The 16,394-nt window shown below is 58.8% G+C and carries 14 protein-coding genes; 8 read left to right on the forward strand and 6 right to left on the reverse strand.

All coding sequences use genetic code 11. The features are described from left to right. Positions 1-17: 17 nt before the first annotated feature. From B5M42_RS15810 to B5M42_RS15820, 3 genes are all read right to left on the reverse strand, one after another. On the reverse strand, positions 18-1,265 hold the full coding sequence (locus B5M42_RS15810; protein ID WP_134750270.1) for a glutamate-5-semialdehyde dehydrogenase: 1,248 nt from the start codon (positions 1,263-1,265) through the stop codon (positions 18-20). A 94-nt stretch (positions 1,266-1,359) separates the two neighbouring features. After that, a complete protein-coding gene (gene proB, locus B5M42_RS15815; RefSeq protein ID WP_134750272.1) occupies positions 1,360-2,466 on the reverse strand; it encodes a glutamate 5-kinase in 1,107 nt (368 codons plus the stop codon). Positions 2,467-2,862: 396 nt separating this feature from the next. After that, on the reverse strand, positions 2,863-4,065 hold the full coding sequence (locus B5M42_RS15820; protein WP_134750274.1) for a pyridoxal phosphate-dependent aminotransferase: 1,203 nt from the start codon (positions 4,063-4,065) through the stop codon (positions 2,863-2,865). Positions 4,066-4,274: 209 nt separating this feature from the next. Here B5M42_RS15820 and B5M42_RS15825 point away from each other — a divergent pair, with 209 nt between their 5' ends. The 4 genes from B5M42_RS15825 (at position 4,275) to B5M42_RS15840 (ending at position 7,998) form a co-directional block, all read left to right on the forward strand. Continuing rightward, complete coding sequence (locus B5M42_RS15825; protein ID WP_134750276.1) at positions 4,275-4,565, forward strand: hypothetical protein; 291 nt, start codon at positions 4,275-4,277, stop codon at positions 4,563-4,565. A gap of 305 nt (positions 4,566-4,870) precedes the next feature. Continuing rightward, positions 4,871-5,395, forward strand: a complete 525-nt coding sequence (locus B5M42_RS15830; protein ID WP_134750278.1) for a DUF1572 family protein — start codon at positions 4,871-4,873, stop codon at positions 5,393-5,395. An 83-nt stretch (positions 5,396-5,478) separates the two neighbouring features. Next, positions 5,479-6,285 (forward strand): carbon-nitrogen family hydrolase, encoded by an 807-nt coding sequence (locus B5M42_RS15835; RefSeq protein ID WP_134750280.1) that lies wholly within the window; start codon positions 5,479-5,481, stop codon positions 6,283-6,285. Between the two features lie 330 nt (positions 6,286-6,615). Further along, positions 6,616-7,998 carry a glycine--tRNA ligase gene (locus tag B5M42_RS15840; protein ID WP_134750282.1) on the forward strand — a complete coding sequence of 461 codons (1,383 nt, stop codon included), beginning with the start codon at positions 6,616-6,618 and terminating at the stop codon, positions 7,996-7,998. A 267-nt stretch (positions 7,999-8,265) separates the two neighbouring features. Here the strand turns inward: B5M42_RS15840 and B5M42_RS15845 are convergent, their stop codons facing one another. From B5M42_RS15845 to B5M42_RS15855, 3 genes are all read right to left on the reverse strand, one after another. Next, positions 8,266-9,153 carry an SDR family NAD(P)-dependent oxidoreductase gene (locus B5M42_RS15845; protein ID WP_209280657.1) on the reverse strand — a complete coding sequence of 296 codons (888 nt, stop codon included), beginning with the start codon at positions 9,151-9,153 and terminating at the stop codon, positions 8,266-8,268. 143 nt (positions 9,154-9,296) lie between these two features. After that, positions 9,297-10,490 carry a helix-turn-helix transcriptional regulator gene (locus B5M42_RS15850; protein ID WP_134750286.1) on the reverse strand — a complete coding sequence of 398 codons (1,194 nt, stop codon included), beginning with the start codon at positions 10,488-10,490 and terminating at the stop codon, positions 9,297-9,299. 194 nt (positions 10,491-10,684) lie between these two features. After that, positions 10,685-11,578, reverse strand: coding sequence for a LysR family transcriptional regulator (locus tag B5M42_RS15855; protein ID WP_134750287.1), 894 nt, complete (start codon positions 11,576-11,578; stop codon positions 10,685-10,687). A gap of 193 nt (positions 11,579-11,771) precedes the next feature. Here B5M42_RS15855 and leuC point away from each other — a divergent pair, with 193 nt between their 5' ends. The 4 genes from leuC to B5M42_RS15875 all read left to right on the forward strand — a co-directional run bounded on the left by leuC (position 11,772) and on the right by B5M42_RS15875 (position 16,394). Then, positions 11,772-13,178, forward strand: coding sequence for a 3-isopropylmalate dehydratase large subunit (leuC, locus tag B5M42_RS15860; RefSeq protein WP_134750473.1), 1,407 nt, complete (start codon positions 11,772-11,774; stop codon positions 13,176-13,178). 28 nt (positions 13,179-13,206) lie between these two features. Then, complete coding sequence (leuD, locus tag B5M42_RS15865; RefSeq protein ID WP_134750289.1) at positions 13,207-13,815, forward strand: 3-isopropylmalate dehydratase small subunit; 609 nt, start codon at positions 13,207-13,209, stop codon at positions 13,813-13,815. 341 nt (positions 13,816-14,156) lie between these two features. Then, a complete protein-coding gene (locus B5M42_RS15870) occupies positions 14,157-15,788 on the forward strand; it encodes an N-acetylmuramoyl-L-alanine amidase family protein (RefSeq protein WP_134750291.1) in 1,632 nt (543 codons plus the stop codon). Between the two features lie 12 nt (positions 15,789-15,800). Beyond that, positions 15,801-16,394, forward strand: coding sequence for a GerMN domain-containing protein (locus tag B5M42_RS15875; protein ID WP_134750293.1), 594 nt, complete (start codon positions 15,801-15,803; stop codon positions 16,392-16,394).

Here is a 16,394-nt window from a genome sequence, read left to right on the forward strand (position 1 = left end):
TGCGTCTGGCGACGCGGTTATTCGCGAATTTGTCCGCTGCCGTACACGCGGAATTTAGTGGAGGTGAGCGCCGGCAGGCCCATCGGCCCGCGAGCGTGCAGCTTTTGCGTGCTGATGCCGATTTCTGCGCCGTAGCCGAACTCGAAGCCGTCGGTAAAGCGGGTTGAGGCGTTGTGATATACCGCGGCGGCGTCGACATCCTGGAGAAAACGGGCGGCATGGTCGGCGTTTTCGGTCACGATGCATTCCGAATGCATCGTGCTGTAGGCGCGGATATGATCAAGGGCTTCGTCCAGATTGCTAACGACCTTCACGTTCAAAATATAATCGTTGTACTCCGTCGCCCAATCCTCGGCCGCGGCCGCTTTCATCGCCGGAACGAGCGCGCGGGCGCGTTCGTCGCCGCGCAGCTCGACATTGACGCCGTAGAAGGCATCGGCGAGCGCCGGCAGATGCGCCGCAGCGAAAGCTTCATGCACAAGCAGCGTCTCCATCGAGTTGCAGACGGATGGCCGCTGCGCTTTGGCGTTGATCGCGATGCTGCGGGCCATGTCGTACAGGGCGGTTTCATCGATAAAAGTATGGCAGATGCCGGCTCCCGTTTCAATGACCGGCACCTTGGCATTGCTGACCACGTTCTGAATCAGCGAATGGCCGCCGCGCGGAATGAGCACATCGATCAGCCCGGTCAGCTTGAGCATTTCGTCGACCGAGGAGCGGTCGGAGCTGAGAATGAGCTGCAGCGCTTCGGCCGGCAGCGCCGATTGTGCAAGCGCCGCGCGCAGCACCTGCACGATCGTTTCGTTGGAGTGCAGGGCGGAGGAGCCGCCGCGCAGCACAACGGCGTTGCCGGTCTTGAGGCACAGCCCGGCGGCGTCGACGGTGACGTTCGGCCGGGCCTCGTAGATGATGCCGATCACGCCGAGCGGCACGCGGATTTTCTCGATGCGCAGGCCGTTCGGGCGTTCGGCGGTGTCGAGCGTATCGCCGACCGGATCGGGCAGGCTGACGATTTGCCGCAAGCCTTCGGCCATCGCTTCAATCCGTTTGGGATTAAGCGCGAGCCGGTCCAGCAGCGATTCGCTTAATCCGGTTTCCCGGCCGCGGGCGATGTCGCGTTCATTGGCGGCCATGATCTCGTCCTGGCGCGCCAGCAGCGCGTCGGCCATCAAGAGCAGCGCATCGTTCTTCTGCGCGGTGGTGCGGCTGGCCATCGTGCGCGCAGCTTCCTTGGCCAGCTTCGTTTTATCGATTACTTCACTCATCGGTTCATACCTCCATATTGGAAAAATCAGATCAAGGCGACGCCGGCTGCGATGACGGGCTTTAGCAAGCGGCGAGCAGGGTACGTCAACGCCGCTACTTGAGCGGCACCCACTCGTCGCGGTGAATGACTTCGATGCGCGTCACTTCGACGCGCTTTTGCACCTCTTCGGTGCTGAGCCCGGCGGCGGCTTTGAGCTGCCATGAGGCGTAATTGACGACGCCGCGCCCGATCGCCCGCCGGTCCAGCTCGACGACCTCGACGACGTCGCCGGGATGAAACTCGCCTTCGACCTCGACGATGCCGGCCGGCAGCAGGCTTTTGCCGCCGGCGAGCAGCGCTTCTTCCGCGCCGCGGTCGACCACGATCCGCCCCTGGGGCAGCGAGTGGAAGCCGACCCATTGCTTCTTCATCGACAGGTTGGCCAGCGTCGTCTCGAAATACGTGCCTTTGCCGCTTCCGGCAACGGCCAGCTGCAAATCGCCGGGCTCGGTCACGCGCCCGACGAACACCGGCACGCCTCCGCGCATCGCAATCCGCGCGGCTTCCACCTTGGAGCGCATGCCGCCGGTGCCGACCGCGCTGCCCGAGCCGCCGGCGAAGGAGTACAGTTCGTCGTTGATCGCTTCGACGCGTTCGATGCGCCGGGCATCGGCGTTTTTGCGCGGATCGTCGGTGTAGAGGCCGTCCATATCGGTGATGATGATCAAGCGTCCGGCTTTCACCAGATTGGCGACAAGCGCGGATAAGGTGTCGTTGTCGCCGAATTTCAGCTCATCGACCGAGACGGTATCGTTTTCGTTGATGATCGGCACCGCGCCGCGCCGCAGCAGCTCGTCGACGGTCATGAGCGCATTGCCGACGCGCTTGCGGTTCGAGAAATCGGAGCGCGTGAGCAGCAGCTGCGCTGCGCCGATGCCGTGCGCGCCGAACGCCTCCTGATAGGCCTGCATCAAAAGCGCTTGGCCAAGCGCGGCCGAAGCCTGCTTTTCATGCAGCAGCTTGGGGCGCGAGCTGTAGCCGAGCGGGCCGAAGCCGGCTGCGACGGCGCCGGAGGTGACGAGCAGCACTTGGCTGCCGTCGGCCTTCAGCCTGGCGATTTCAGAGGCGAAGAAGCGAATTTGCTGCGGATTGAGGCCGCCGTTTTCCGAGGTTAACGAGCTGCTGCCGATTTTGACGACGATTTTGTGCTGCGCTGACATAGGTACAATCCCATCCTTATCCGTTTAAATAAAAAAGACTCTCGCCCTGAAAATAAGGACGAAAGTCTGACGCTTCCGCGGTACCACCTTACATTGATGCATGACGCATCCAACTTGGATGACCCGATAACAGCGGGCGCTGTTCAACTCGTCGTTGACCGTTCAGGGGCGGGTTCGAAAACGCTGCGCTTCAAGCTCTTGCACCCGGGGAGCCTGATCTCTGGATGGCGCGATAGCGATTCCTACTATTCCCATCAATACGTTGATATTTCTATATAGAATAGCACGGCGGACAAGCGCTTGTAAAGCAGCCGGTTGTCCTGCCGGGGACGCTTTTTTGCGTCAGCCCCAATCGCCGGATCGCGTCAGCCGCGAGCGACCGTCCGTCAAGCGTCTTCAGCCGAACAGGCCGAGCCGCCCGATACGCTGCACCGCTTCGGTCAGGCGTTCTTCGGACGAGAGCAGACCGAGGCGGACGTACCCTTCGCCATGCGTGCCGAAGCCGATGCCCGGCGCGACGACGACATGGGCTTCGCGCAGCAGCAGGTCGGACAAGCTCTCCGACGTGTGGCCCTTGGGCACCGGCAGCCAAGCGAAAAACGAGCCCTGCGAAGGCCGGGCCAACCAGCCGATGCCAGCCAGCTCGCTGAACAGCACGTTGCGTCGGCTCTCATAGACGTCGCGCAGCTCGGCAACGTTATCTTGAGGCCCGGTGAGCGCCGCTGCAGCCGCTGCTTGAATGCCGCCGAACAGCGAGCAATAATAATGATCCTGAATCAGATTGATCAAGCGGACGATCTCTTTGTTGCCCAGCGCAAAGCCGACGCGCCAGCCGGCCATGTTGTACGTTTTGGACAATGTATAAAACTCGACGCCGACTTCCTTGGCTCCCGGCGTTTGCAGAAAGCTGACCGGCTGCTGGCCGTCGAAGCCAATCGCTCCATAGGCAAAATCGCTGGCAACCACAATGCCGCGCTTGGCGGCAAATGCGACCGTGTCTTCATAAAAAGCAGCAGGCGCCGTCGCTGCCGTCGGATTGTTCGGATAGTTGATGAACATCAGCTTGGCCCGCTCGACGTCAACGGGACGCAGCGCCGAGTAATCCGGCAGGAAGCCGTTATGCTCCGACAGCGGCATGAACGCCATTTGCGCGCCGGCCAGCGCGACGCCGGACCAGTAATCCGGGTAGCCGGGATCGGGAACGAGACATAAGTCGCCGGGATTGAGCAGGCATTGGCTGATCTCGATCAGTCCGGTTTTGCCCCCGAACAAAATCGCCACTTCGGTTTCCGGGTCAAGCTCGACGCCGTAATCTTCCTTGTAGCGCTGGGCGACCGCTTGCTTCAGGAACGGAAAGCCGCTGAACGGCGGATACTTGTGATACAGCGGGTTGGCAGCCGCTTCCTGCAGCGACGCGACGATATGCGGCGGAGTCGGACGGTCGGGGTTGCCCTGGCCGAGATTGATAACATCGTGACCGGCCTGAATTTGCGCATTGGCCTTGCGCACAAGATTGGCAAAAAACTGCGTCGGCAGGCCCTCCATGCGGGCGGCGGGCTGTATGGTAAAAGGCACGGATGTATTCGTTTGAGCTTCCATCAAGCAGATTCACACTCCGAATCGAACATAATTTTTGCAACTCTGCAATGTGAATAATGTACCATGATCGCGAAGCGATGTATAGGCGCGCAAGGAGCGGCGGGCAGCGAATTTTCGCAAAACTTGACAAAATTACACGAATTGTGTAGCTATTCTTGGTGGCGTATGCTATAGTCGAAATACATTTTACGAAATGGGGGAAAGAGGAAATGTCTACATCGCGCACATTGAAATGGGTAACCGGATCGCTGGAGCTGCTGCTGGGAATTCCCGTACTTGGCGGTCTGATCGTTATGGGCTTTTGGTACGTACCGCTGGCCATTATGCTGGTGCTGCACATCGTCACGCTCATTATTTCGGCTAACGAAGGCCAATCGCGTTACGGATCGATTCTCGGTATCGTGACCTCGCTTGTCGCCTGGATTCCTTTCGTCGGCATGATCATGCACATCCTTAGCGCTATCTTCTTGTATGTAAGCGCAGCAAAATCGCGCGCGTAACCGCGTGTCAGCACGACACATACATAAGTGTCAAACGGAAGGCCTGTGGACCCGTCTGCAGGTCTTTTTTTATGCGAAAAAAACAGTTCCCCCGCCTGGCATGCCGGCACGGGTTCGACAGCGGCCGTCCGGTCGTCCGGTCGTCCGCAGAGCTTTGCTAGCTACCCATCGCTGCACAACGCACCGCCACAGCTGGAAGCCGCTTACAAAATTTCGTTATCGCGCTCATACAGAACTTCGATTAGGCAAAAGCTGAAAGATGCCGTAAAGTTGGAATTATCAGACAACGAAAGGTGTGGAGCCGCATGAGCGACATGGAGCAAATTGGCGCGGTATTTCTGGAGGATACGATTCAAACATTTAGAAGTATGAAAAAGCTGGCCGACGGGGCGATGCAGCAATTGGGCGATGCGCAGTTTTTTCTCGCGCCCGATGCCGAATCGAATTCGCTGGCGATTATCATTCAGCACGTGCACGGCAACATGCTGTCGCGCTGGCGCGATTTTCTGACCACGGACGGCGAGAAGCCGGACCGCAATCGCGACGGGGAGTTCGAACCGCGCGACTTGACGCGCGAAGAGCTGCTGAAGCTGTGGGAGGAAGGCTGGAGCGTGCTGTTCGGCGCGCTAGAACCGCTTGGTCCCGGCGACCTGCTGCGCACGGTGACGATTCGCGGCGAAGCGCATACGGTGATCAAAGCGATTCAGCGTCAGGTCTCGCATTATGCCTACCATGTCGGGCAGATCGTTTACTTGGGCAAGCATCTGGCGGGCGAAGATTGGCAGACGCTCAGCATCGCGCGCGGCCAGTCGAAGCTGTATCGTCCGTAACGCGGAAGTCATTGAATAACCGCCGGGAATCGTCTACACTGGTAAGCAAGCGAAACCCGCACGGGAGAAGGGAATACAGGAAGATGACAGAGCAACTTTTGACGATATCGCTGGTGCAGATGGACATTGCCATCGGCGAGCCGGATAGCAACTATGCCAGGCTGGCCGGGCTGCTGGAGCAGGCAGTGCAGACCGAGCGCAAGCCGGATGTGATCGTGCTGCCGGAAATGTGGAATACGGGCTATGCGCTGGATCGCATCCACGAGCTGGCCGACCGTGAAGGAGCGCGGACGAAGGCGTTTATCGGCGAGTTTGCCCGCCGCCATGCGGTGAACATCGTCGCAGGCTCGATTGCCGACAAGCGCGGCGAGGCGGTGCGCAACACGATTTACGTCTTTGACCGCGAGGGCCGGGAGATTGCCGACTATTCGAAAATCCACCTGTTCCGCTTGATGGACGAAGAGAAATATTTGACCGAAGGCGACCGCGTCGGCCGCTTCGAGCTGGAGGGCACAGGAGCGGGCGCGATGATTTGCTACGATATCCGCTTTCCCGAGCTGTCGCGCAAGCTGGCGCTGGACGGCGCACATATCGTATTTGTGCCTGCGGAATGGCCGCATCCGCGTCTGCATCATTGGCGGACGCTGCTGCAGGCGCGCGCGATCGAGAACCAGATGTATGTCGTGGCGTGCAACCGGGTCGGCACGAGCGGTGCAACGGACTTTTTCGGACATTCGATGGTCGTAAACCCGTGGGGCGAGGTATTGGTCGAAGGCGACGAGACCGAAGCGATTTTGCAAGCGACGATTGATTTAAGCGAGGTCGCTGCCGTGCGGCGGAAAATTCCGATCTTCGAGGACCGCCGGCCGAAGCTGTATGAAACCATTTGATTTTTTGCGATTTGTTTTGTAAACTGGAACCAATTGCATGATACAAGCGTTGATGGACAAATAGTACTTGAACAACCTTTGCGCGCAGCGAGTCGGGGACAGTGCAAGCCCGGCGGCAGGGATCAGGGAAAAGGCGGTCCGGAGCTTTTTTTGCGAAACAAAGCGGATGCGCCCGACGGCGGCGCGTCAATTAGGGTGGAACCGCGGGTGCTGCAAGCTCTCGTCCCTAGGCGTATTTGACGCCTTTGGACGGGAGCTTTTTTGCTTGCCGGAATCAGGCGAAGACGGTCTGGAGGACCGGCACATTTTTTCGAAGGAGAGATGGAAGGTATGGCAGTAACAATGGAGCAAGTGGTTGCGCTGGCCAAGCACAGAGGGTTCGTATTTCCGGGCTCGGAGGTGTACGGAGGTCTGGCCAATACGTGGGATTACGGTCCCTTGGGCGTTGAGCTGAAAAATAACATCAAACGCGCCTGGTGGCGCAAATTTATTCAGGAATCGCCGTTTAACGTCGGTCTCGACGCCGCGATTCTGATGAATCCGCAGGCATGGGTCGCTTCCGGCCACGTTGGCAACTTCAACGATCCGATGATCGACTGCAAGCAATGTAAAGCCCGTCATCGCGCGGACAAGCTGATTGAAGGCAAGCTCGCCGAGAAGGATATCGAGATGATCGTCGACGGCCTTTCCTTCGCCGATATGGAGAAGCTGATCAAGGAGCACGACATCGCTTGCCCGGACTGCGGCAGCAAGGATTTCACCGACATTCGCCAGTTCAACCTGATGTTCAAAACGTTCCAGGGCGTTACCGAGTCGAGCGCGAACACGGTGTACTTGCGTCCAGAGACGGCACAGGGGATTTTCGTCAACTTTAAAAACGTACAGCGCACGATGCGCAAAAAGCTGCCGTTCGGCATCGGCCAAATCGGCAAAAGCTTCCGGAACGAAATTACGCCGGGCAACTTTACCTTCCGTACGCGCGAATTCGAGCAAATGGAGCTGGAATTTTTCTGCAAGCCGGGCGAGGATATGAAATGGTTCGAATATTGGCGCTCGTTCTGCCACAACTGGCTGCTGTCGCTGGGGGCCAAGGCCGACAATTTGCGCCTGCGCGACCATTCCGACGACGAGCTGTCGCATTATTCCAATGCGACGACGGACATCGAATACAAATTCCCGTTCGGCTGGGGCGAGCTCTGGGGCATTGCCGACCGTACGGATTTCGACCTCAAGCAGCATATGGAGCATTCCGGTGAGGATTTCAACTACATCGATCAGGAAACGAATGAGCGCTATATTCCGTATTGCATCGAGCCTTCGCTGGGCGCAGACCGCGTGACGCTGGCGCTGCTCATTGACGCGTTCGAGGAGCAGCAGCTCGAAGGCGACGACAGCCGCACGGTGCTGCATTTCCATCCGGCGCTGGCGCCGATCAAGGCTGCTGTGTTCCCGCTGTCCAAAAAGCTGGCCGAAGGCGCGCAGCAAATTTTCGCCGATTTGGCCAAGCATTTCATGGTCGATTACGACGATGCCGGTTCGATTGGCAAAAGATACCGCCGCCACGACGAGATCGGTACGCCGTTTTGCATCACGTACGATTTCGAGTCGGAAGCCGACGGCCAAGTGACCGTGCGCGACCGCGACACGATGGAGCAAACGCGCATGCCGATCAGCGAGCTCAAGGCGTTTATTGAAAGCAAGCTTCATTTCTAGGTTTTGATGAAAAAAAGCATCCCCCGGCGCTTTTCCGTATGGAGAGCGCGCGGGGGATATTTGCGTTGGTCGCCGCAGCGGCATTCGCGCCTTACCGCCCGTCGCTGTGGCGGCCAAGCTGCAAATCGATTGGCTGCTCGTAAACGGACAATGGCGCATCATCGCCTTTCACTTTGCGCACCGCGTGCGATTCCCGGAGCGCGATGCGGGTCATACGACGGCTGTCAGACAATGGTCGCATGCGCTGCGGGGCTGGGGTACGCATGCTTATGTAATTCTGAACGGTGGCACAAGCCGCCCATCCGTGTCGGTGAATCCGTATTCGCGGGCGGCATCTCCGGCTTCGAGCAGCTGTCCGGCCCAGCGGCCGACGGCGGGATCAGCGGCAAGCGCGGCAATGGCCCGGCCGATGTATTCGACGGACTCCGTTGTCGCCAGATCCGCAACCTTCGTCCAGTCGTCGCCCTCCTGACTGACGTTGAAGGCGCTGCATACAGCCTCCGTGCGCATCCAGCCGGGGGCGAGCGCCAGCGCCGTTACTCCGGCGTCGGCAGCGGACAAGTTTTGCGCCATTCCATAGGTCATATGGACGACGGCGCGCTTCACCGTGTCGTAGAACACATTGCCGTGGTAACCGCCCCCGAGGTCTATGAACACGCCGGTGTTGATGATCAGCCCGCTTTTTTGCGGCAGCAGCAGCTTCATGGCTGCGCGGCTGGACAGCATCTGCGCGCGCAGTCCGGCAGTGAACATGCCGTCCCAGCGCGTCATCGGCTGTTCCCAGAAGACGGCCTGGAACGGGGCGTCGAAATAGTTTTCGTAGCCACCCCAGGCGTTGTTGACGACAAGGTCGAGCCGTCCGTTCTGCTCGCGGCCGATGCGCTCATACAACGCGGCTACAGCCGCGTCGTCGGTGTGGTCGCAGCGCACCGGGATGCCGATGCCGCCGCGGGCGGCAACCTCCTCGGCCGTCTGTTCGATGGTGCCCCAATCGTCTGTGGCGCCATGTGCGCGCGACGAGCGGCCGGTGATGTACACGGTCGCGCCGGCCTGACCGAGCACGCGGGCAATGCCGCGTCCGCCGCCGCGGCTTGAGCCGGTGACGAGCGCAACGGTTCCTTGCAGATCGGGGGATACATATGGGTCATGGTTCATTTGATCAGCCTCCATAGAATCAAGATTCGTCTTGATTATAGCGACTATCCTTGCCAATTCATGTCATAGTTGGGCCATTCGTTAGGCGGCTGCTGAGCCCTGCGTTACCGGCTTCGCGGATGACGCGGCTCACGTTTCGATTATCAGCTGCCGTAGGCCGCCTGCAGCGCTTGCAGCCGCTCGCGGATCCAGGCGACGAGCTCGGCCGGCTGTTCGACGATGGCGTCGGTGTGCATGCCGAGAAAGATGCGGCCGAAATACGGAACGTTGCCGGGAGCCATCTCGGCTGAAAGCACGCCGCCGCTGCCGTCGTCGGAGGCGGCAAGCCCTGCGGCGAAGCCGGGCATGTCGGCGCAGCGGCGCATGCCCTCGCGGCTCAGCCGCACGCGCAGCGGCAGCACGGCAGGCGGAGCTGCGTCGCGTGCTGCCAGCGGTGGCGCGTCCGCGAGCGCGTCGCCGCTGTGCGGCGTTGCGTGCGGTGCGGACGGCGGCCTAGCGGCGTCTGCGATGGAGAGCGCGGCGACAGTCGCGCCGTGCGCCCGCGCCGCCCCGGCTGCGTCCGCCGCCGCGCCTGCACCGCCGCCGCTGGCCGTGCCCGCCGCCGCTGTGGCTTCGCCGCTCTGGCGCTCCGCGCCGCCCGCGCCTTCGGCGGGCAGCTGCCCGGCGAGCCAGCCGGCGATGGTCCAGCCGCGCAAATCGCGCGCGGCTTCCTCCGTGCCGGCCTCGGCCAGCGCCAGCACGCGATCGGCGCGAAACAGCAGCGCCTTGTCCCGGCTGAAGCAATACGCCGGGACGTACCAGCGTCCGCCGCTGCTGTAGATGCCGATCGGCTGCACCGTGCGCTCGCTGTCGCCACCGGACGAGGCGTAGACGATGCGCACCGGGCGCTGCGCCAAAGCTGCCTCCAGCAGCTGCTGCAAAAACGGCGAGCCGGCTGTGCGCTGCGGCGACCAGAACGCGACGCGCTCCTTGAGCGCGTTGATGGTCAGCTTGGCGTCGTCCGGCAAGTAATGATAAAACTTGTTCAGCGCCGACGCCGTTTCTGCCTCGAACGGCAGCGAAGCGTAATATTGCAAGGACTGAAAGGCGAAAAACATCGCCACCGCCTCCTGCTCGGCGAACAAGATCGGCGGCAGCATCCGCTTGTGCAGCAGCCGATAGCCGCCGTGCGGGCCGAACTCGGTGTACAGCGGCATGCCCAAATCGCACAGCTCCTGCAAATCGCGATGCATCGTGCGCTCCGACACGCCAAAGGCGTCGGCCATTTCCTTGATCGTAAACCGGCGGCGCTCATTGATCGCGAGCATCAATTCGATCAGCCGCTGCGCTTTTTTCATTGCTACATGCTCCTTTCCGGGTCAACCGCCTGCTACAGACGCCAAGCGTTTAACTTCAATGTATCTTATAACCATGACAAAAACCGTCAATGTTGGCTGAATACGCAGCTGAGGATTAAAAATGGGTGGGCGGAAGTGAATGGCCGCGAACCGTCAACTCGTCAACCCGTCAACCCCGCCGCATGCCAAGCGCCTCAATGAATTTCGCTGACGACGCGCTTCATCGTCGAAATGAACGCTTCCGCCGCCTTGGAAATGTAGCGGCCGCGCCGGCTGGCAATGACGAGCTTGCGCACGGGTCGGCCCTGCAGCGGCACGTGGACGGGGGCCAGCTCGCTGAAGCTGCGCCTCGAAATCAGATACGGCACGAAGGCGATACCCATCCCGGCGGCAACGAGCGACTGCACGGTTTCCATGTTGCTCGACTCGAAGACGATTTCCGGCGTAATGCCCGCTTGCTGGCACAGCTCCAGCGTCAGCTTGCGGAAGCCTTGGCCTTTTTTCAGCGCAATGAACCGTTCATGTCCCAGCTCGGCGAGGTCGACCGGCGACGTGCGCGTTGCCAGCGGGTGCGCGGGCGGGACGGCGAGCACGATTTCTTCCTCCAGCAGCGTTTCGTAAACGAGCGAATCTTCAAATAAAGGAAGCGATAGCAGACTAACGTCAGTCTGGCCGCTGCTGGTCAAACGCTCCAGATTGGCCGACGTTTCTTCGACGAGCGAGATTTCGATCTCAGGATACGCGGCCTGAAACGCCGGTACGACAAACGGCAAAATCGTCGAGCCGGTAATCGGCATGCTGCCGACGACGAGCCGGCCTTTTTTCATTTGCGAAATATCTTCCATTTCCTTTTTCAATTGCTCGACCATGTCGAGAATGCTCTGGGCTTTTTCGACAAAAAGCGATCCGGCATGAGTCAGCTCCACCGAATTGGTGCTGCGCTGAAACAGGAGGACGCCGATTTCCTTTTCCAGCTTGGATAATTGTTGGGAAAGCGAAGGCTGAGCGATGTGCAGCTTTTCCGCGGCCCGGGAAAAATTGCGTTCGGCGGCGATTTGGATAGCGTAAGCGAGCTGGCGCAGCTCCATGTGGCAAGCATCTCCTTTGACAAAAGCGCCTGTGGCGCATTATTATATTTTCCTATGAAGGTTATAGATATTATATCTTGGAACAATCAAGGAATCCATGCTAGTATCGAAGATGAGGATATGAGATTTGAGGACGCTCCTTTAGCACGGGGGATTTTATGACAAGAGGTGACGAAACGTGAGTAAAAAAACGATGTTTGAGAAAATTTGGGACAATCACGTAATCCATCAGGAAGAAGGCAAGCCTAGCGTCTTGTATATCGACCTGCATCTGGTGCACGAAGTAACTTCGCCGCAAGCGTTCGAAGGCCTGCGCCTGAACAACCGCAAGGTGCGCAGACCTGATCTGACGTATGCGACAATGGATCACAACGTGCCGACAAAGGACCGTTTCAATATTACGGACCCGATCTCTAAGCAGCAAATCGACACACTTTCCCAAAACTGCCGTGATTTCGGCGTGACGCTGTTTGATCTGGACAGCATCGATCAAGGCGTTGTTCACGTTATGGGACCTGAGCTGGGCTTGACGCATCCGGGCAAAACGATCGTTTGCGGCGACAGCCATACATCGACGCACGGCGCATTCGGCGCGCTGGCCTTCGGTATCGGCACCAGCGAGGTGGAGCACGTGCTGGCTACGCAAACGCTGCAGCAGTCCAAAGCCAAAACGCTGGAAGTGCGCATCAACGGCAAGCTGAATCCGGGCGTAACGGCGAAGGACCTGATCCTTGGCGTCATTGCCAAATACGGCACGGACTTTGCAACCGGCTATGTGATCGAATATACGGGCGAAGCGATTCGCAACCTGTCGATGGAAGAGCGCATGACGGTATGCAACATGTCGATCGAAGGCGGCGCGCGCGCCGGTCTGATCGCACCGGACGAAACGACGTTCAACTACTTGCGCGGCCGCGAATACGTACCGCAAGGCGAAGCGTTTGACGCAGCGGTAGCCGAGTGGAAGCAGCTCGTTACCGACGAAGGCGCAACGTATGATTGGGTCGTCGAATTCGACGCCGATTCGCTCATTCCGCAAGTGACCTGGGGCACCAGCCCGGGCATGGGCACGAACGTCAACGCGCTCGTACCTGATCCGCAAAGCTTCTCCACGGAAAATGAACGCAAAGCCGCTGAAAAAGCGCTTGAATATATGGATTTGACGCCGGGTACGCCAATGACCGAGCTGGCTGTTGACTACGTGTTTATCGGCTCCTGCACGAACGGCCGGATTGAAGACTTGCGCGCGGCTGCGAAGGTAGCCAGCGGTTACAAGGTCAACTCAAATGTAACGGCAATCGTTGTACCGGGCTCGGGACGCGTGAAAATTCAGGCCGAAAAAGAAGGTCTGGACAAAATCTTTACCGAAGCGGGCTTCGAATGGCGCGACGCGGGCTGCAGCATGTGTCTGGCGATGAATCCGGACGTGTTGAAGCCGGGCCAACGCTGCGCATCGACCTCCAACCGTAACTTCGAAGGTCGTCAAGGCCGCGGCGGACGTACGCATCTGGTGTCTCCGGCAATGGCGGCGGCAGCGGCGATTGAAGGCCGTTTCGTCGACGTGCGCGGCTGGGAATTCAAAGCCTATCAAGAGGCTTAATACGCGAGAGTAAAGGAGAACGCCTATTATGGAAGCTTTTAAACAGCATACCGGTCTCGTTGGTCCCGTGGACCGCGTGAATGTAGATACAGACGCTATTATTCCTAAACAATTTCTGAAGCGCATCGAGCGCACGGGCTTTGGCCAATTCCTGTTCTACGAGTGGAGATGGGATGAGCAGGGCAACGTCATCGAAAGCTTTCCGCTCAATCAGGACCGCTTTCAAGGCGCGTCCGTACTGATCTCCCGCGCCAACTTCGGCTGCGGCTCGTCCCGCGAGCATGCGCCGTGGGCGATTCAGGATTTCGGCTTCCGCGTCATCATCGCGCCGTCGTTTGCCGATATTTTCTACAACAACTGCTTTAAAAACAGCATCCTGCCGATCAAGCTGTCGGAGGAGCAAGTAGAGGATTTATTCCAGCGCACGGCGCAGCATGAAGGCTACAAGCTGCATGTCGATCTGGAAACAAACACGCTGAGCGACGATTTCGGTCTTTCGATCGGCTTCACGATCGACGAGCACCGCCGCCAGTTCCTGCTGCAAGGGCTTGACGATATCGGTCTGACGCTGCAGCATGCGGACAAAATCACCGCGTACGAGGAAGCTCACAAGCAGCGCCTCGCTTACAAAGCGTAATTAACGATTCGTTTGCTACGAAAGCCTCTTTCTCCGGACGGCGCTGCCGTCTTGGGCAAGAGGCTTTTTTTGCGTGTGCGCAGCTTTTGCGGCAGGCTGCCGACAGCCTCAGCCGGTACGGCCTTGCCGCCTGTCGCCGGCGATGGCAAAAAATCGCCCGATCCATGCAACTTTTGGTAGATTTGCGCGTCTAATAGTTTACGAGTTTGTCAGAAGATCGGAGGTTTTGCTGTCGGGAAAAAGTGTATTTTGCGAGATCAACAAATCTGCCGCCAGAGTTTGCCAGTCATGACGCTTGTTACTCCTGCTTTAGCTTAATTCCGACATTATTATAGAGGTGAATGATGAAATTTCCTGCCATATTGCTGACGCTGCTCGTCTGTTTGACGATGCTCCCCGTAACGGCCTTCGCGGCAGAGGGAGAAACGCCGATCAAGCTGTATCTGAACGAAAAGCTGCTGGCGCCTGAAGTCGCGCCGCGCATTGTCGACGGCAATACGCTGGTGCCTGTTCGCATTATTGCCGAGTCGCTGGGAGCGAAGGTAAGCTGGGACGGTGTCAAACGCGCCGTAACCGTGGTCAAGGGCGATACGAACATCCAGCTGACCATTGACAAAAAAGAAGCGACGATCCGGGGCGCGCGCCGGACGCTGGAGGTCGCTCCGGTGATCGTTGACGGCAATACGATGCTGCCGCTGCGTTTTATCGGCGAGCAGTTCGGCGTCAAATTCAATTGGGACGCGCTCACGCATTCCGTGCACATGTTCAGGCTTGAAGAAACCGCTTCCACGACCAGGCCGGAGGCGACGCCCACTCCTTCGGGCAATCCGGGCCAGGAGCTGGAGGAAGATGAGGTTGATCCCCAGCCGACTCCGCGAGTGACGGCGACGCCGAAACCGTCGCTGAAGCCAACCGCAACGCCCACTTTAACGCCAACGCCCACACTGCGACCGACACCAACGCCGGTTATTATCAAACAGGGTGATCAGACGGTGTTTACGCCCACACCGACGCCTACCCCAACACCAAAAGGAACGCTTGCGCCGGTCGGTTCGATTCTGCCGGGCGTAACGCCAACGCCTAAACCGACGCCGGACGGGCTTATTCACGTCGTTACGTCGATCCAGCTCACCGACAAGCAGCTGATTGTAAAGGTGAAGGATGGAGAGCTGCTGCCGCAGCCGCTCAAGCTGACGAACCCGTCGCGTATCGTATTTGATCTGCCTTATACGAATTTGGACGATTCCTTGAAAATGCTGATGAAAAACAACAACGGCGAGCTGCCGTCCCAGCACCCGTATGTCGAGAAGGTGCGGTTTTCCAATTTTTCGGATAATCCGGCAACCGTGCGGATCATTCTCGATATGAAGCAGCCGGCTGATTATCGGATCGAGCAGGCGAAAGAGCCGCACCAGCTGGTTGTTTCGCTCGTCCAGCACCGTTTGCGGGTTGTCATTGATGCCGGTCACGGCGCCAAGGATCCGGGCGCGTTGTCCGTCACAGGCAAACATGAGAAGGAGTTTACGCTGGCTATGGCGAAGAAGGTAAGCGCGCTGCTGGCGCAAGACCCGCGCGTGGAGGTGCTGATGACGCGTTCGGACGACACCTTCATTGAGCTCGATGACCGCGTAGCGTTTGCCAACGAGAATCAGGCCGATCTGTTCCTGTCGATCCACGGCAACAAATACAAGCCGGAAACCGCCGGCGTCGAGACGTATTACGACCGGCCGGAAAGTCTGGATTTCGCCAACCTGATTCACCGCAATACGGTTCAGGCGACGGGCTTCCCCGACCGCAAGGTGCGGACAGCCGATTACCGGGTTATCAAGTATACGACGATGCCGGCTGTGCTGGTTGAAGTCGGCTATTTGTCCAATGTCGAAGAAGAGAAGCTGATGTATACCGAGTCCTTTCAAAATCAAGTAGCTGCCTCCTTAGTGTCTGCCATCAAAGAATACTTGAACCTCAAATAAGGAGTGTGTGAAATGAAAAGTCGTTGGATCCAAGGTACGCTGCTGGCCAGCGCCGTTGCACTTACCTTGGCGGGCTGCGGACAGAAGCAGCTGGGTGCTCCTGCGCCAACCGCGGGAAACGCCGCCGTTCAGATGAGCGCGATGCCTGTGCCTACCGCAACGCCGCAGCAGACGGAGCCGACCAAGCAGCAATTGCAGGTGAAGGCCTATTTTAGCGATGACAATTTATCACAGCTGATCGAGCAGGAGACAACGATATCTTACCCTGAAGCCGAAGGTCCTTACGCGGCGGCGCTTGCTGCCTTGAAGCAGCCTGCGGGGGCCGGTGCTACCTCGCTGTTTGCCGACGTGACGTTCAACAAGGTGACCTTTGATGCGGCCAAGTCAGAGCTGACGGTCGACTTGTCGTTGGGCGCCAATGCGCAGTTGGGGGCGCCGGGCGAGGATTTGTTCCTGCAAGCGCTGAAAAAGACGGTATTTCAATTTCAGGAGATTCAAACGCTGGTGGTGCTCAAGGACGGAGGGGCTGTGGAAAGCCTGATGGGTCATATGGACCTGCCCAATCCGATCAAGCGCCCGAATTCAATGAGTGAGGAGTCCAAATAA

It is taken from the genome of Paenibacillus athensensis (assembly GCF_004514475.2).
GTDB lineage: Bacteria > Bacillota > Bacilli > Paenibacillales > NBRC-103111 > Paenibacillus_AL > Paenibacillus_AL athensensis.

Bases quoted from the DNA above. Each gene is read 5' to 3' on its own strand.
- B5M42_RS15810 (WP_134750270.1), bottom strand. From the start codon at position 1,265: ATGAGTGAAGTAATCGATAAAACGAAGCTGGCCAAGGAAGCTGCGCGC.
- proB (WP_134750272.1), bottom strand. From the start codon at position 2,466: ATGTCAGCGCAGCACAAAATCGTCGTCAAAATCGGCAGCAGCTCGTTA.
- B5M42_RS15820 (WP_134750274.1), bottom strand. From the start codon at position 4,065: ATGGAAGCTCAAACGAATACATCCGTGCCTTTTACCATACAGCCCGCC.
- B5M42_RS15825 (WP_134750276.1), top strand. From the start codon at position 4,275: ATGTCTACATCGCGCACATTGAAATGGGTAACCGGATCGCTGGAGCTG.
- B5M42_RS15830 (WP_134750278.1), top strand. From the start codon at position 4,871: ATGAGCGACATGGAGCAAATTGGCGCGGTATTTCTGGAGGATACGATT.
- B5M42_RS15835 (WP_134750280.1), top strand. From the start codon at position 5,479: ATGACAGAGCAACTTTTGACGATATCGCTGGTGCAGATGGACATTGCC.
- B5M42_RS15840 (WP_134750282.1), top strand. From the start codon at position 6,616: ATGGCAGTAACAATGGAGCAAGTGGTTGCGCTGGCCAAGCACAGAGGG.
- B5M42_RS15845 (WP_209280657.1), bottom strand. From the start codon at position 9,153: ATGAACCATGACCCATATGTATCCCCCGATCTGCAAGGAACCGTTGCG.
- B5M42_RS15850 (WP_134750286.1), bottom strand. From the start codon at position 10,490: ATGAAAAAAGCGCAGCGGCTGATCGAATTGATGCTCGCGATCAATGAG.
- B5M42_RS15855 (WP_134750287.1), bottom strand. From the start codon at position 11,578: ATGGAGCTGCGCCAGCTCGCTTACGCTATCCAAATCGCCGCCGAACGC.
- leuC (WP_134750473.1), top strand. From the start codon at position 11,772: ATGTTTGAGAAAATTTGGGACAATCACGTAATCCATCAGGAAGAAGGC.
- leuD (WP_134750289.1), top strand. From the start codon at position 13,207: ATGGAAGCTTTTAAACAGCATACCGGTCTCGTTGGTCCCGTGGACCGC.
- B5M42_RS15870 (WP_134750291.1), top strand. From the start codon at position 14,157: ATGATGAAATTTCCTGCCATATTGCTGACGCTGCTCGTCTGTTTGACG.
- B5M42_RS15875 (WP_134750293.1), top strand. From the start codon at position 15,801: ATGAAAAGTCGTTGGATCCAAGGTACGCTGCTGGCCAGCGCCGTTGCA.